We start from the raw sequence: 14,426 nt of genomic DNA on the forward strand, positions 1-14,426 counted from the left end.
TCCGTGAAGTAAAAACTGCAATCGGACCGGTGAGCGATGAGCAAGCTGCTACCACGGGCCTAAACGGACTTTCCACAGGGCAGTCGAGCCGCCAAACACAGAGCCCTACCGAAACAGTTGAACCTGCAGAATTAAGCCAAAACCAGCGAATCAAAACTCAATCGACTATAAAAAATATTAAGAAACATGAATCAGATACCGGCATAACCACATTAGAAAGCCGTATGTTAACAACCGATGGATACCGTCAAGATGTTCTCGACGCCATTCCTCATATGAGCACTCAGGAACTTTGGCACCTCGTTCACGCTCTTGGTGGAAGCGACTTTAAGGTAGCGGACGAACTCGATTCAATCTGGGAAGACATTGTAGAAGCCATGACTCCCGAACAATTGGTTGAGATGAGCGCAACACAAGCAACAGCGGAAACCATGGAAGCCTGCAACGGAACCAATAAAACAAGCATTGGTATAAAAATTCCTGGATTAAATGATATTATCAGTAAATTTACCCCCCAGAGTCCTCGTAACCTATTAAACGATTGTTGCGAATTAAGCCGTGTTGCTGCTGATCGATACCAGACGATTCGTGATTACGCTGGCGCTGAATTAGAAGAATATGGTCTCGATGCTCATGTTGGTAGTCCCGGTAGCCTTCTGATCGCATTAGAAGAACTAAAGTTGCACAAAGAATCACTTGCAAAGGTTAGCAGCCCAGAAAACGAATCCGCTGAATTGAACGCTACTAAAATCAGTTCTCCATCCGATTCTGCCCAAAATCATGGCTTTATCGATGCGGTGACCACCAATGACATGACTCCAGATCTTATTGTAACAGGTGAAAAAATCAACACTGCTGCAGAGCTTGATGATGAAATTGACCGATTAGAAGACCTTCTCAACTCCGTCGGCGAAGACGCCCAGATGGCCAACCTAGACCTTCAAAACGCATTGCAAAAGCAGCAGCAACTTCTTCAGATGATGTCGAATATCTCCAAGACGCTTCATGAAACTTCCATGAGCATCATTCGTAAAATCGGCTCCTAATAGTTGGTTGGAGCAGGTCCACCGGGTGCACGAAGAATGGGTTCCTCGTGCATCCGGCATCGCCCTTCTCTTCAACCTCAGTCCTCGACCAGTTCGATACCGCCGCGTCCTGCAGTCAACTCCTGAAACTCTCGCCGTAATCTCTCTTGATTCACCGAGGGCAAAGTCACCCGCCAGCACACCGATTCACCATAATCACTCGAATCAAGCTCAGCCTCACAGGCCTCCAGTAAATGACGAGCGGAGCCTTCAAGGGAGTAATCAAGCTCCAAACGAAAACTAACTTTCTCAATTCTAACCTCGGTGACGCAAGCCTCCACCGCAGCTTTCATGGCGTCCGTATAAGCACGGACCAAACCGCCTTTACCAAGCTTCGTACCGCCAAAATATCTGATAACCACTCCAAGTGCCTCTGAAAGGTCGGCACCTTCGAGCACCGTTAACATGGGCTTTCCCGCGGTACCCGATGGCTCACCATCATCGCTGTACCGCATCGCATCGGGATGTAAGCCTCGCCACGCCCAGCACCAGTGGCGAGCATCAGCATACTCGGCTTTAACCTCCGCAAGTAATTGCTGAGCGACTTCAAGGTCTTTGGCCGCAAAAACGAGCCCAATAAAGCGAGAGCCTTTAATCTTATCGATTTCAACGACTGCATTCTCTTGGATACTAAGCATCGGTTCTATGGCCATTTCTTATCGCCCCTGCTAAGCAGCTGGGCTGATTCATGCACACGAGGTTTTTATGCCATTTTCACTGCAAAACAAAGTCGCCATCGTTACCGGAGCATCTGCTGGAATTGGAGAGTCTGTCTCTCGTAAACTTGCCGCACAGGGTGTGTCGGTGGCTCTCGCGGCCCGCACATTGGAACCCCTTGAAAAGCTCGCACAATCCATCGTCGCTGCGGGCGGCAAGGCCATTGCCGTTTCCACTGATGTTGGTTCACATGAAGACCAAGAGCGACTTATCAAGACCACACTCGAGACCTACGGGAAGATTGATATCCTGGTAAACAATGCCGGCTTGCACCACCGAGGACTCTTTGAAAACGTGGCTGCGATGGACCTTGCTAAGATGGTTGACGTCAACTTGCGTGGGCCTCTCGTTCTCACCCACCTTGCTCTCCCGCACCTGCGTGAAGGCGGCGGTGCCGTGGTCAACGTTGCGTCCTTAGCCGGACATCTCCCGCTTCCAGAAGCAGCAACCTATTCATCAACCAAGTTTGGTTTAAGGGCACTTTCTTTAGCGCTTAGCCAAGAGCTGGCCGAGAGCGGCGTCACCTTCTCATTGGTTTCTCCGGGCCCCGTTGCCACTGGGTTTATTATGGACCATCTTGAAAACGTGTCGCATTTGACGCTTTCGCAGCCCATCAGTACTCCCGACGAAATCGCCGACGATGTGCTGGCCTGTATCCAGGATGGAGCGCCGGAGAGATGCCGTCCCGCGAACTCTGGTCGGCTGGCCAAAGCTGCCTATGTGATGCCTGGCATCCGCAAGCTCCTTCGCCCCATCATGGAACGCAAGGGCAAGAGAAATAAAGCGCGCATCATCGAAGAGCAGAATCAAAACATAAAGTCGTAATCACTGTCATAGCCTTCATCCGCGGGCAGATATTTATCTACAATCTGTGTAACTGTTTCAGGGTCTAAGTAGGCATCCTCGGATGACTGAATATGCAAAGCTGACTTCACCAAATCTTGGCCCAGTCTCCAAACCATTAGATTTCTAAAAATCTTCTCTGGATTTTCACGCTTCACATTTCCCTCTTTATCCCAAACATCCAGTTCCTTGTTGGTGTCGCGAATCTGATTCTCTAAGAATGCACGGCCGCGGTTGTACAAGACAAAATTCTTAGGCAGCCCAATTTCAAGCTCAATCGCTTTATTAACAATGTCATTACAGGCAACCGATGTGCTCACCCCACTTTTAAAAACATCCGCAGAGTAATTCTGAAGCGCTTCGTTTTGGTCTTCGGTTATCTCACACAAATCGCACAAGGCACGCGTTACTATTTCCGGTGACGAAGTCGCTGCTCCTAAAATTAAGGATAAAACGCCGCGCCTTTCGAGCTTCGAGAGTTTTCCGCATGCCCCGAAATCAATCAAAGTCAGCTGATAATCTCGGCCGTATGGTGCATAGCCAGGCAAAGGTTCTGGGTTAAAAAAGATATTTCCTGCATGGAGGTCACCATGAAAGAAACCATCGCCAAACAGGGCATTGTCGTACCAAAGTTCCGTAAACGTGGCCAAGGCTTCACTCTTAAGAGGTAAGCTTTTGCCGTGGAATTTATCGATAGGATTTTCGTAGGCTCTCTCCATAACCAGCACGTCCTGTGTTGTCTCAAAATCACCCGCCAGCCCGATTGGAAAAACACCCTTCTGCGGCTTCCAGTAAACTTCGCCTGCCTTCATATTTGCGGCTTCCAAGGTAAAGTCCAATTCATCCATTAATGATGATTCTAATCTATCCACAATTTTTCGGGTGCCGCCGCCCGGAGCTAACTCTTTTAAAAGTTTAAGTTCGCGCCTTGCTCGCTCTCGGATACCAGGGCGCATAACCTTCACAATCACGTCCTCACCACTGTCTTTTAAGGTTGCTGCATGAACTTGACCCACGCTTGCTGCCGCCAGTGGCTTATCCCTGAAGCTTGAAAAGATATCTTCGATCTCGCCATTCAAGTCGCGTTCGATAGTCGCGCGAGCGATGTGGCTATCAAAAGGTTTAATCTGACTTTTCAGCGCCGCCATAACCTTTCCAACCTTTTCACTTTTTACATCATCACCAAAAAGTTGAAACAGTTTCTGCATTGCAGGGCCGCTGTTATTAAGAATTGCCGCCAGCTTATCTTCGTCACTTGTACCGGGAGGTAGCTCAAGCAAGCCCACGGCAATCCGGCGCTTGTCCTCGATGGGAAGCTTGTCAAAGTACTGAGTCAGGACATTCTCGAAAAACGCTCGGAATGCGGGAGGAACATTCTCCAAGTCGAAACCCTGGTCAGGGTCGAGCATCATCTTCACTTCATCAGATTCTGAAATTTTAGCATCAATAATTGCCGTATCGATTTGAGAAGACACGGACCCACACACACTGTCTGGCACATATTCCAATAGGGCCAACCTATCTTCAGCTGTCATCGCGGCGTATTTCGTCTGAGCCTGTTCACGTGCCACTCTTGCCGCCAGTGAGACGACGGCCTGCCGCCCCATGCGCCGAACCATTGCAGCGCCGACACCTGCACTCATCGCCTCCACAGCGGCAAACAGGCTGCCCTCAGGCATGGCGTTGTGATAGTCATTCGCTGCGCTCAGCGAGTACGTGAGCGCGCTGTACGACTCGAGAGTGGACCACGCGTTCTGCATTCCGGATCCGAGCTGAGGAAGCACGGCCAAAACCGGGTTTGCGCCATCGGGCAGTGTTGGTAAATCTGCCGCTTGAGCAAGCTGCGCCACATCGCGACCCTCACAAATCCAAAGAACCACCTCAGGGTGTTCTGCCATCGCCAATCGAATGGCCTGGGCTCGCGCATGCTCGTCACCCTGAGTGCCAGAAGCTTTTACAAGGTCCAGGGCAAAGGACCGCAATGCTTTCGCATCGGCTGCGAGAGTTGGTGGCTGGGCTCCAGGAATATTCGTAGGGGCTGTGATGCCCCCAACCAGTGAACGTCCCAACGACCAGAGACTGCCTGCTACCGTGCCGACAAAACTATCCGTGGGCGCTTCCGGTAATGTAGAAGTTGTCGAAACCGGTTCGTCTGCCGATGGTGCGGTGGTTCCAAGTGAAGGTGGCGCAATGATGCCTGAGGCAACGGAGTGAATGCCCATGAGGAGCTCCTGTATTTTTATTCATATTGATATTGATGGCCCAGTAAACTGAACCTTACACAGGGTTATCGGGCTCTAGTGCTGGATGTTTCGTAAAAGTAACCATCAACTGCGTTTTTCACTGCAGTTCTTCCAGTATCTAGAAGCTACTCATCAGGCTGAAACATTCAATGATCGGATTCTCACGATCATCCTATAAAACGCGTGGTTCACCGGACTCTTCTGGGTCCAGTAAGTGTTTATGTCTTCGCCTCTGGGGTGTTTAGGAGATGTACTCGTTAGATTTTGGACACAAAAAAACCAGCGGAAAGCTGGTAATGGAGAAGGTAAAAGTGGCATCCCGTAGGGGATTTGAACCCCTGTCGCCGCCGTGAAAGGGCGGTGTCCTAGGCCAACTAGACGAACGGGACGCAGTTGGTGGAGGCGTTATTACCCAACCCGATTAAACTTTGCAAGAGAATCTTTCATCATCCATGCATTTTTTTGCACTTGTACATTTTTTAAGAAGCCGCCGCGACAAAGACCAGATTATGGCTTGAACTCAGTGGCACCGACCGATAGGCCAATGGTTCCTTTGGGAGGGGGAAATCATGGATATAGAGAAAGAAGAAGGTACGACTGTGACTGAATTTCATCGTTGTGACGCACCCTTAGTGGATGATGAGGCAATTTGTACCGTAGAAGGCGTTACTGAGGCCACAGGGACTTGTGAGCAGGCCAGTTCAGACCCTACGCAGTGGAACCAATGGGCCCAGCTGGTAAGTGCCGGCGCTCTAAAAACGCCAAAACCTGACTAAAAAACAGGATCAACCTGCCTCAGCGCGATCCCAAGGGGCCCATAGGCGAATACTATCGGGCACCAGATCGATTCGCGCAGGGAGCTGGCCAGGCCGCTCGCCATCTGCCTCAAGTAAGACCGGATCATAATCTACCGGCTCAGCAATCACTTCCTTACCTCGCAGAAACGTAAAAGGCTTCAGGTCGAGGTGCTCGCCCTTGTAGAGCTTTTTGTTGCTTCTAAGAAACTCACCTAAGCTAACGTCGCCAACAATTACCACGTCTAAAAGACCGTCGGTCAGCCGTGCTTTTGGCGCTATCTTCATCGAACCACCAAAATAACGCCCGTTGGCCACTGCTACGGAGTTGACGCGCAGTTCTTCATCGAAAACATCATCTACGCGAAGCCGAATTCGCTGGTTTTGGTAAGTCATCAAGCCTTTGATACTGCCCCAAAAGTAAGTTGCCTTACCGGGCAGAATTTTGGGCGCGCTGTTGATCTTATCCATGATAGCCGCGGTGGAACCGAAGCTTGCGATGTTCATAAAATAACGGGTAGTCTCCCCGCCCTTGCCATCAGATAGTCTCATTCGACCTAAATCGACGTTTCGTACTGAGGCAGACCGCAATGCCTGCTCTGGGTTCACGTCACTCATGCCAATCGAGCGAGAGAAATCGCCACCGGTACCAGCAGGAATAATCGCTAGAATGACCTCAGGATTAATTTGCTCGCCCGAATCATCGAAGAAGCCATTCACACCGTCATTGATGCTTCCGTCTCCTCCAACTATCGCGATGCGCTCGTAACCATCATGGATGGCCTGTCGAACAAGCTCCGTGGCGTGTCCTTGGTGCCCGGTAAACCGTAGGGTTGTGTTGCCGAGACTGGAAGAAATGCTCAGGTAGAGCTCTGCCCATCGTTTCGCAACCTTACCACCAGCTGCCTTAGGATTTGCTACAACAAAGGTCTTCATAATCACCCCAATGACCGCGTTTTAGGGCCCAGCCCTCAACGCATTTCAAAACCCTACCAGCTTCTTACCGCCTAAAGCGAGGTTCAGCCCTCGCTCTCAGCCTCAGGAGCTGCTTTTTGTGGCTGCGCCGTTTTAATATGAAGCTCATGCATTTGCTTGAAGTCCAACACAGACGGTGACTCAAGCATTAAGTCTGTCTGCTTTTGGGTCTTCGGAAATGCAATCACATCTCGAATCGATGCCGTTTCGCACAAGAGCATCAAGATACGGTCTACACCCAAGGCAAGTCCGCCGTGAGGTGGTGCACCGTACTGAAGTGCGTCCAAGAGAAAGCCGAATTTCTCTTGCTGCTCATGCTCGTCAACACCAAGTGCCGCGAACATATCTTGCTGCAGTGCCTGCTCGTGAATTCGGATAGAACCGCCACCAATCTCAACACCATTGAGGACCACATCGTAAGCTTGAGCTTTAACGTTGCCCGGATCGGTCTTGAGAAGCTCTCGTTCTTCAACCCGCGGTGCGGTGAATGGGTGGTGAGCTGCCACAAAACGGCCTGACTCTTCGTCATGCTCCATCAATGGAAAATCGGTAACCCAACAAAAAGCATATTCGTTGGTTTTTACGATGCCTCGCTCCTTGGCTACATGCTTTCGCAAATTACCAAGAGCGGCATTGGTTATCTTTGCTGTATCCGCAACAAAGACTGCTACATCGCCTACCCCGAGCTTCATCGCATCTACCACTGCCGCTTTTTTCTCATCACTGAAAAACTTAGCGATTGGAGACTGCCATGAACCATCTTCCTTGATCTTGACCCAGGCCAAACCTTTGGCGCCGTAGACCTTCACAAATTCAGTGAGGGAATCGAGTTCCTTGCGAGAAAACTCGCCAACGCCCGTTAGATTGATTCCTTTGACCAATCCTCCGCGTTTAGCCACATCAGCAAACACTTTAAAGTCGGAGTCTTTGACAATCTCACCGAGATTAATGAGTTCTAGGCCAAAACGAATATCGGGTGCATCCACACCATAACGGTCCATCGATTCATCATAAGGAATACGCTTAAACGGTAGCGGAACCTCCACGCCTTTAAGTTCTCGGAAAATCATGGCCAGCATTTGCTCAACAACCTCTTGCACATCTTCCGGTGAACAAAAGCTCATCTCTAAATCGACCTGAGTGAATTCAGGCTGACGCTCGGCTCGTAAATCTTCATCGCGAAAACAGCGACAAATTTGAAAATAGCGGTCGTAGCCACTCACCATGAAAAGCTGCTTGAAAATTTGCGGCGACTGAGGAAGCGCAAAGAACTTTCCGGCATGGACGCGACTTGGAACCACGTAATCACGCGCACCCTCTGGAGTGCTCTTAATCAGGTAAGGCGTTTCAAGCTCAAGAAAGCCCTGCTCGTCAAGCGAACGACGCACCAGCTGATTGAAGCGGTGGCGTGTCATGAAATTCTTTTGGAGTTCAGGACGACGTAAGTCGAGATAGCGATACTTAAAACGAACCTCTTCAGATGTATCGATGCCGTCTTCAATTTGAAATGGCGGCGTTGGGGAAGATGCAAATACTTCAACCTCTAACGCAGCAACTTCGATGGTTCCCGTATCCAGACGCGGGTTAACGTTGCCACCACGGTCGCGAACGGTGCCTCGCACAGCCAAAACCCACTCACTTCGAAGCACGCCGGCTTTTTCGTGAGCAACTGGATCAATTTGTGGGTCGAATACGATTTGTGTCAGGCCGTCTCGGTCGCGCAAATCAATAAACACGCAACCTCCGTGATCTCGCCGATTTTGGACCCAACCCATGAGTACCACTTCGGATTCGTTATCAGAAGCTCTAAGCTCCCCGCACATATGGGTTCGTTTCAGATCATGAATAAACCGAGCCACGACATTCTCTCCACCGTAAAGGCCAATGAAAACAGTTGTTATCAAGAACAAGGGTTCTATTAAAACTGTTTCTAAAGTAGCCTCCTAGCAGAAGGGCCAAGGAGATCAAGCACTGCGTCAAACACGGTCCACACTTACGATGCCCCGAAGTCCCTTTATCTTGCCCACAACGCTGCGAAGTTGCTCTTTATCGCGGATGAGAACCTCAAAAGTGTTCACCGCACGGTCCTCGCCAACCACCTTACAGTTGGCCTCGGAGATATTGACCGACGCATTGGTGAAAATCTGGGAAATCTCGGCCAAAAGCCCTGCCCGGTCTTCGGTAGTGACTCGTACAGTCACCGGACGCGCAATACTGGCTCCATCATCCCACGAAACGTCCATTTGGCGTTCAGGGTCCATATCAATGGCTCGAGAGCAGGTGTTGAGGTGAACGGTGATACCTCGTCCTCGGGTGACAAAACCCAAGATCGAGTCTCCAGGTAGTGGGTTGCAGCACTTCGCAAACCGGACCAGCACATCTTCAATACCAGAAACGACAATCCCCGAATTTGATCGGCGAGCCACCTTCTTGAAAATAGTGCTTAATGGAGTCGGCTCAGCTTCTTTAGGCGGCGTTTGAGGATCCAGCTTAGAGATAATCTGGGCCGGCGTGGTATTCCCGTAGCCAATCGCCACATAGAGTCCTTCGACATCACGATGCTTTGAACGCTCCACAATCGCCTGCATACGTCCGTCTTTGAGTAGCTTATTCAACGAGAAGTTATTGCGCTTGAGCTCGCGCTCCAAGATGTCGCGGCCCAATTCTCGCGACCGCTCACGCTCATCGCTGCGAATAATCGTCCGTATTTTCTGCCTTGCCCGGCCAGAAGCAACAAATTTCAACCAGTCACGGTTGGGTCGCTGGTTGGAGTTTGTAATGACCTCAACCATGTCGCCGTTTTTGAGTTCGTGCCGAAGCGGAACCATCCGCCCATTGATTTTGGCGCCCGCGCACTTGCTGCCAACTTCAGTGTGAATCGCAAAAGCAAAATCCACAGGTGTCGACCCGCGCTTTAATGAAATAACTTCACCGCGAGGCGTAAAAACAAACACTTCATCGGTGAACAGGTCGTATTTAACGGTATCAAGAAATTCGTTGGGGTCCTTTAAGTCTTGCTGCCATTCCATGAGCTGGCGAAGCCAAGCAAACTGGTTCTTGTTGCCCTCACTAAGGTTTGCGCCCTCTTTGTAGTCCCAATGTGCCGCAACACCTTCTTCACAAATCTTCTGCATCTCACGTGTACGAATCTGGATCTCGATGCGTTCGCCTTCAGGACCAATCACACTCGTATGCAAGGACTGATACTGATTGGGCTTGGGCATGGCGATATAGTCTTTAAAACGACCGGGAATCGGGTGCCACAAGGAGTGCACGTGACCCAAAACCTCGTAACACTGCCCTACCGTATCCACCAGGACCCGGAAGGCAATGACATCGTAGACTTGTTCGAACTCAATTTGCTGCTGAGACATCTTTTTGAAAATCGAGAAAAGATGCTTCGGGCGCCCTGACACATCCACGCTGAGCTCGCGTTTTGTCATTTCGGCCTTGATGACATCCACGACGTTTTCTACATAGGCGTGACGCTCTTCGGTCAAGCGGTCGACGCGGCCTTTGAGGTCGGCGAAATCCTCTGGCTGCAAATACTGAAAGGATAAATCTTCCAGTTCACTCTTCACCCAGTGGATACCCAAGCGGTTGGCTAAAGGTGCGTAAATGTCGACTGTCTCTTGAGCGATACGAACGCGTTTGCGGTCAGGCAGATGGTGCAAGGTGCGCATGTTGTGCAAGCGGTCTGCCAGCTTCACTAAAATGACGCGAATATCCTTCGCCATCGCAACGAGCATCTTGCGAAAATTCTCCGCTTGTTTGTGCTCATCTGTATCGAAACGAATCTCGGAAAGTTTGGTTACACCGTCGACCATCAGTGCAACCTCCGGACCGAACATATCCCGTATGTCATCCATGCTCGTCAGAGTGTCTTCGATGGTATCGTGGAGCAGTCCAGTTACAACACTGGCTTCATCAAGCCGAAGTTCCGTCAGGAGCCAAGCTACTTCCAGAGGATGAATAAGATAAGCTTCGCCGCTTTTGCGAACCTGACCTGCGTGGACCTTGGCTGAATACAGATAAGCCTTTTGAACCAAGTCGAGATCGGGACTTGGTAAGTAGGAGCTAAGCGCTTCAGCAATTTCTTCATAACGACGAGTCGCTGCCATAATACTACGCTATGCCTCCTGGTACCCCGATGTCTAGTGAGCAATTTCGGTGGCGCGGGCTTCCCGCAACACCGTCACTCTCACCTCGCCCGGGTATGTTAGTTCTTTCTCTATGCGCTCTGCAATATCACCCGCCAAGACCATAGCCTCGTCATCAGTGATGGATGCATAATTGGCAACCACCCGCACCTCAGTGCCCGCCATCATCGCCCAAGCATGCTCGACCCCATCAAATGATGTGCAAAGCTTTTCCAAATCATCAAGACGCCGCAGATATTGGTCTAATTTCTCTTGCCGTGCCCCAGGGCGCGAGGCCGATAAACGCGAGGCCACTTGCAGCAAGACGGTCACCAAGTCCCGTGGATTTTCATCCCGGTAATGCAAAATAGCCTTGGTAACGTTCTTCTTTTCGCCATGGCGCCTAGCAGCTTCAGAGCCTACTTTAGCGTGATCACCTTCAACGGAATGCTCCACCGCATAACCGACGCAGTGCAAGAGCCCCACACGCCGTGCCAATTTTTCATCGAAGCCCAGTTCAGCGGCCAACATCCCGGCAATCTCAGCTGTTTCAAGCGAGTGCTCAAGTAAGTTTTGCCCATCGATGGTACGGAATTTTAGGGAACCTAAAAGTTTCACAAGCTCTCGGTGAACCCCATGGATTCCTAGCTCAAGAACAGCCTCTTCACCGGAACGTACAATACGCTGCTCGATTTCTTCCCGTGCCCCCTGCACAACCTCTTCGATTCGTGCTGGGTGAATTCGTCCATCCTCGACCAATTTTTCGAGAGCAAGCTTCGCGGTCTCGCGGCGAACAGGATGAAACGAACTTAGAATCACTGCATCGGGTGTATCGTCGATGATAATGTCGACCCCAGTAGCACTTTCAATCGCTCGTATATTTCGCCCTTCTCGGCCAATGATTCGTCCTTTGAGGTCATCGGATGGCAGCTTAACCGTCGTAACGGTTTTCTCGCTAACGTACGCTCCAGCTAAACGCTGAACCGAGGCGGCCAAGATACGCTGGGCCTCACTATTTGCGTCAGCACGTGCTCGTTCTTGAATGGCTCGAACCTGACCCACAGCCTTCTTCTGAGCTTCATCGACAATGGTTTCGATCAACTCCGCCTTGGCTTGTTCTGCAGTCAGACCAGCCACTCGGTTTAATTCGGTTTCACACTTCTCGACCTTAGCCTGCGCCGACTTTAAAGCTTTTGCGGTTGTCGCCTCATCGCGCCCAAGCTTCTCCTCACGGCCCCGCATCGCTTGGCTACGTTCTTCGAGCCGCTTCCCCGAAGCCTCAAGCTCCAGTTCTTGATCCTGAAGCCTTGCTTCAGATTTTGCAAACTGAGCACGCTGCTGGCGAGTTTGCTCATCGTGAGATTCCTGTACCTTGAGCAAAGCTTCTTTCGCCTCAAGCTCAGCGGCCTTTAGGAGTTGTCTTTTCTCGGATTCTACCTCTCGACGCAGTCGCTCGATTTCTTCATCAAGCGTCTGGCCCTTCGCGCGTAACCATAGATGATAGAACAAGCCGCCAACGACAACTCCTACGACCACCATCAATAACGACTCAGTCATATCGACCACCGCCGTACCCTCTCTATTGTAAACACAGAGGAAATGCCTCAAGGCCCCAATTTAGCCGGGACCTTATTCCTTTACGGAAACGGCTCTCAACTCTGTGACTATCCAATCAACCAAATGGTCGTGCTCTTCAACGGGCACCCCATCCAATACCTGACATTCAAAACCCAGGCCGACGACCACCCCATCGAACAATTCGAGAGTGCGGTCATACCACCCTGCGCCATACCCCAGTCTCCCACCGTTCAGCCCAAAACCCAAGCCGGGAACCACAATCAACCCCAGCTCACTCGATCCGTTCGGCGCCTCAACGGGTTGGCCGATACCCATTGGACCTCTCACCAAGGCATCCCATGCCTCGATGCGCCCCCAGCTTAGAGACTGGGACTGTTTTTGCATCCTCGGAAAAAAAACGTTTTTCCCACGGTAAAGCAGCTCCTCAAACAATGGCCGAGTGTCTATTTCATCGCGAACCGACGCGAAAAGGCCAATATTCTCTGTTTTGGAGAGTTCGGGGATGGAAACAAGATTTTGAGCCGCCGACGCTGAAAAATCGGCTCGACTGGCTTTTGAAATGGCCGCCCTCCGAAGCCTAAGCTCTTGTCTTAATTTAACTTTTCCCATCAACAGAACCTCTGGGCCGTGAAACGCGTCCCTGGCCATAACAAAAGCCGATGGATAATCAAATACTGAAGTGGGGCCCCGCCCTGGCCGTCCGCTCTGGGCATATGAACCTGGGTAACCAGGTGGGGGCAACCTCTGGGGCATTAGGCGTCCCGGTCAAGCCGGGCTGGCACACCGCCCCACGAATAGTCACTCCCTTTTTGTAAATATTGGTTCACGCGCACCGAAGAGCTTGCACGAACCGGGCAGGGTTTGGAGCCGAAGCTCCCCCGGGTGAGAGAGCAAAGCATACCGTAACACGACGGAAGGATGCCTCTCGATTCCATATTCTAAGATTGTAACGATTTGGTCAACGGAAACTACGCCTCAAAACAATGTCGAATTGACAAGATGGCCGCCGAGCACGTAAAAACCTCTCTGTTTTAAGGATTACTTTGCCGATCGGAAAGCAACATGATCTCAATCGCCGTTCTATCATTGGCCCTTACCATGGGAGCCACCGACGCTCGAACAGACGCACCACTCGTCCCTGGTGCTATCGAACTCGAGGACCTTGGGCGCTACGACTCACCCAGAAGTTTCGATGACACCGTCGAATACTACGAACGGTACTTCCGGGGAGACCGGCAACGACGTTGGCGACACATCGTCAATTTACCCACCGTACGCGCTCAGCATGTTGAGAATAGAAAGAAAGAATCTGGCTGGTCTGGAATCAATATCTATGAACACAGAGGCAAGGTTCGCATCTATGTCATTCCCAATTTAGAATACCTTACTAAGCCCAAGGCCAAATCAGGTAAGAAAAAGAAATAAGCCCCGCTGAGCCCTTAATCTCTGCTTTTCTCAACTTCGACCGTTTTATCGTCGATTTCTGGCTTCAAAACTTCCTTCAAACTATCGGTATCTTGCTTTAACGTCTCATCAGGCTGTTCTTTATCCGCAAAGAGACGGATATCGCGCTGGTCAATGACCACCTCGACGCGGCGGTTTCGTGCCCGACCTTCACTGGTGTCATTTTCACCAAGCGGCCTCGTTTCGGCGTGACCTGTAAGTACAAACCGGTTGGCCGGCAATTCTCCTTCTTTGAGAAGCTGGTGAATAACCGAAAAAGCCCTGGAACCAGAAAGCTCCCAGTTGGACCGGAAACGCCCACCACTCATTGGCTGATTATCCGTATGCCCCGAGACTGTGATGAAACCACGGATCTCTGCCAATGAATTTCGTATACGCTTGGCCACTGGCATAAAGGCCTTCTTCAGATCGGCACTGCCCGCGGCAAAAGAACCACTCTGGAGAATTCTCACCGTAATCAGCTGATCGGTAATCTCCAATTCAACCTTTCGGTCCATGATTTCAGGAGCGAGTAATTCTTTAAGCTTATCAGCGTCGTTCAGTGTTCTCTGCCGCATTTTCTCTTTGATTTTATCGGCCTGGGACAAA

Annotated in this window: 12 protein-coding genes, 1 tRNA gene and 1 other RNA gene; 4 read left to right on the forward strand and 10 right to left on the reverse strand. The window is 50.8% G+C overall.

The window, feature by feature from the left end; translation table 11 throughout:
• Positions 1 to 1,046: hypothetical protein (locus HOK28_23025; GenBank protein ID MBT6435983.1), on the forward strand; the 1,046-nt coding region annotated here is incomplete at its 5' end.
• Between the two features lie 77 nt (positions 1,047 to 1,123).
• Here the strand turns inward: HOK28_23025 and HOK28_23030 are convergent.
• Positions 1,124 to 1,738 carry a YigZ family protein gene (locus HOK28_23030; protein MBT6435984.1) on the reverse strand — a complete coding sequence of 205 codons (615 nt, stop codon included), beginning with the start codon at positions 1,736 to 1,738 and terminating at the stop codon, positions 1,124 to 1,126.
• Between the two features lie 52 nt (positions 1,739 to 1,790).
• Between HOK28_23030 and HOK28_23035 the strand changes: the two genes are divergently transcribed.
• Entirely contained in the window at positions 1,791 to 2,627 is an 837-nt protein-coding gene (locus HOK28_23035; GenBank protein MBT6435985.1) for an SDR family oxidoreductase, read from the forward strand.
• Here HOK28_23035 and HOK28_23040 read toward each other — a convergent pair.
• Together HOK28_23040 and HOK28_23045 are read right to left on the reverse strand one after the other, a co-directional pair.
• Entirely contained in the window at positions 2,609 to 4,867 is a 2,259-nt protein-coding gene (locus tag HOK28_23040) for an AarF/ABC1/UbiB kinase family protein (GenBank protein ID MBT6435986.1), read from the reverse strand. The genes HOK28_23035 and HOK28_23040 overlap by 19 nt on opposite strands.
• A 333-nt stretch (positions 4,868 to 5,200) precedes the next feature.
• Positions 5,201 to 5,277 (reverse strand) — tRNA-Glu (locus HOK28_23045).
• Between the two features lie 180 nt (positions 5,278 to 5,457).
• Between HOK28_23045 and HOK28_23050 the strand changes: the two genes are divergently transcribed.
• A complete protein-coding gene (locus tag HOK28_23050) occupies positions 5,458 to 5,664 on the forward strand; it encodes a hypothetical protein (GenBank protein MBT6435987.1) in 207 nt (68 codons plus the stop codon).
• Between the two features lie 9 nt (positions 5,665 to 5,673).
• On the opposite strand, the gene HOK28_23055 is transcribed toward HOK28_23050, so the two are convergent.
• The 6 genes from HOK28_23055 to ssrS form a co-directional block, all read right to left on the reverse strand.
• Positions 5,674 to 6,618 (reverse strand): diacylglycerol kinase family lipid kinase, encoded by a 945-nt coding sequence (locus HOK28_23055; GenBank protein ID MBT6435988.1) that lies wholly within the window; start codon positions 6,616 to 6,618, stop codon positions 5,674 to 5,676.
• A gap of 83 nt (positions 6,619 to 6,701) precedes the next feature.
• Positions 6,702 to 8,480, reverse strand: coding sequence for an aspartate--tRNA ligase (aspS, locus tag HOK28_23060; GenBank protein MBT6435989.1), 1,779 nt, complete (start codon positions 8,478 to 8,480; stop codon positions 6,702 to 6,704).
• Between the two features lie 153 nt (positions 8,481 to 8,633).
• On the reverse strand, positions 8,634 to 10,778 hold the full coding sequence (locus HOK28_23065) for a bifunctional (p)ppGpp synthetase/guanosine-3',5'-bis(diphosphate) 3'-pyrophosphohydrolase (protein ID MBT6435990.1): 2,145 nt from the start codon (positions 10,776 to 10,778) through the stop codon (positions 8,634 to 8,636).
• Between the two features lie 33 nt (positions 10,779 to 10,811).
• Positions 10,812 to 12,353 (reverse strand): ribonuclease Y, encoded by a 1,542-nt coding sequence (gene rny, locus HOK28_23070; GenBank protein MBT6435991.1) that lies wholly within the window; start codon positions 12,351 to 12,353, stop codon positions 10,812 to 10,814.
• A 72-nt stretch (positions 12,354 to 12,425) separates the two neighbouring features.
• Complete coding sequence (locus HOK28_23075; protein ID MBT6435992.1) at positions 12,426 to 12,983, reverse strand: 5-formyltetrahydrofolate cyclo-ligase; 558 nt, start codon at positions 12,981 to 12,983, stop codon at positions 12,426 to 12,428.
• 71 nt (positions 12,984 to 13,054) lie between these two features.
• Positions 13,055 to 13,238: non-coding RNA, 6S RNA (ssrS, locus tag HOK28_23080), on the reverse strand.
• A 198-nt stretch (positions 13,239 to 13,436) separates the two neighbouring features.
• Between ssrS and HOK28_23085 the strand changes: the two genes are divergently transcribed.
• Positions 13,437 to 13,799, forward strand: a complete 363-nt coding sequence (locus HOK28_23085) for a hypothetical protein (GenBank protein MBT6435993.1) — start codon at positions 13,437 to 13,439, stop codon at positions 13,797 to 13,799.
• Positions 13,800 to 13,813: 14 nt separating this feature from the next.
• On the opposite strand, the gene HOK28_23090 is transcribed toward HOK28_23085, so the two are convergent.
• Entirely contained in the window at positions 13,814 to 14,395 is a 582-nt protein-coding gene (locus tag HOK28_23090; GenBank protein MBT6435994.1) for an OmpA family protein, read from the reverse strand.
• Positions 14,396 to 14,426: the final 31 nt, after the last annotated feature.

The organism is Deltaproteobacteria bacterium, from assembly GCA_018668695.1.
Taxonomy (GTDB): domain Bacteria; phylum Myxococcota; class XYA12-FULL-58-9; order XYA12-FULL-58-9; family JABJBS01; genus JABJBS01.

Bases quoted from the DNA above. Each gene is read 5' to 3' on its own strand.
- HOK28_23030 (MBT6435984.1), bottom strand. From the start codon at position 1,738: ATGGCCATAGAACCGATGCTTAGTATCCAAGAGAATGCAGTCGTTGAA.
- HOK28_23035 (MBT6435985.1), top strand. From the start codon at position 1,791: ATGCCATTTTCACTGCAAAACAAAGTCGCCATCGTTACCGGAGCATCT.
- HOK28_23040 (MBT6435986.1), bottom strand. From the start codon at position 4,867: ATGGGCATTCACTCCGTTGCCTCAGGCATCATTGCGCCACCTTCACTT.
- HOK28_23050 (MBT6435987.1), top strand. From the start codon at position 5,458: ATGGATATAGAGAAAGAAGAAGGTACGACTGTGACTGAATTTCATCGT.
- HOK28_23055 (MBT6435988.1), bottom strand. From the start codon at position 6,618: ATGAAGACCTTTGTTGTAGCAAATCCTAAGGCAGCTGGTGGTAAGGTT.
- aspS (MBT6435989.1), bottom strand. From the start codon at position 8,480: ATGTGCGGGGAGCTTAGAGCTTCTGATAACGAATCCGAAGTGGTACTC.
- HOK28_23065 (MBT6435990.1), bottom strand. From the start codon at position 10,778: ATGGCAGCGACTCGTCGTTATGAAGAAATTGCTGAAGCGCTTAGCTCC.
- rny (MBT6435991.1), bottom strand. From the start codon at position 12,353: ATGACTGAGTCGTTATTGATGGTGGTCGTAGGAGTTGTCGTTGGCGGC.
- HOK28_23075 (MBT6435992.1), bottom strand. From the start codon at position 12,983: ATGGGAAAAGTTAAATTAAGACAAGAGCTTAGGCTTCGGAGGGCGGCC.
- HOK28_23085 (MBT6435993.1), top strand. From the start codon at position 13,437: ATGATCTCAATCGCCGTTCTATCATTGGCCCTTACCATGGGAGCCACC.
- HOK28_23090 (MBT6435994.1), bottom strand. From the start codon at position 14,395: ATGCGGCAGAGAACACTGAACGACGCTGATAAGCTTAAAGAATTACTC.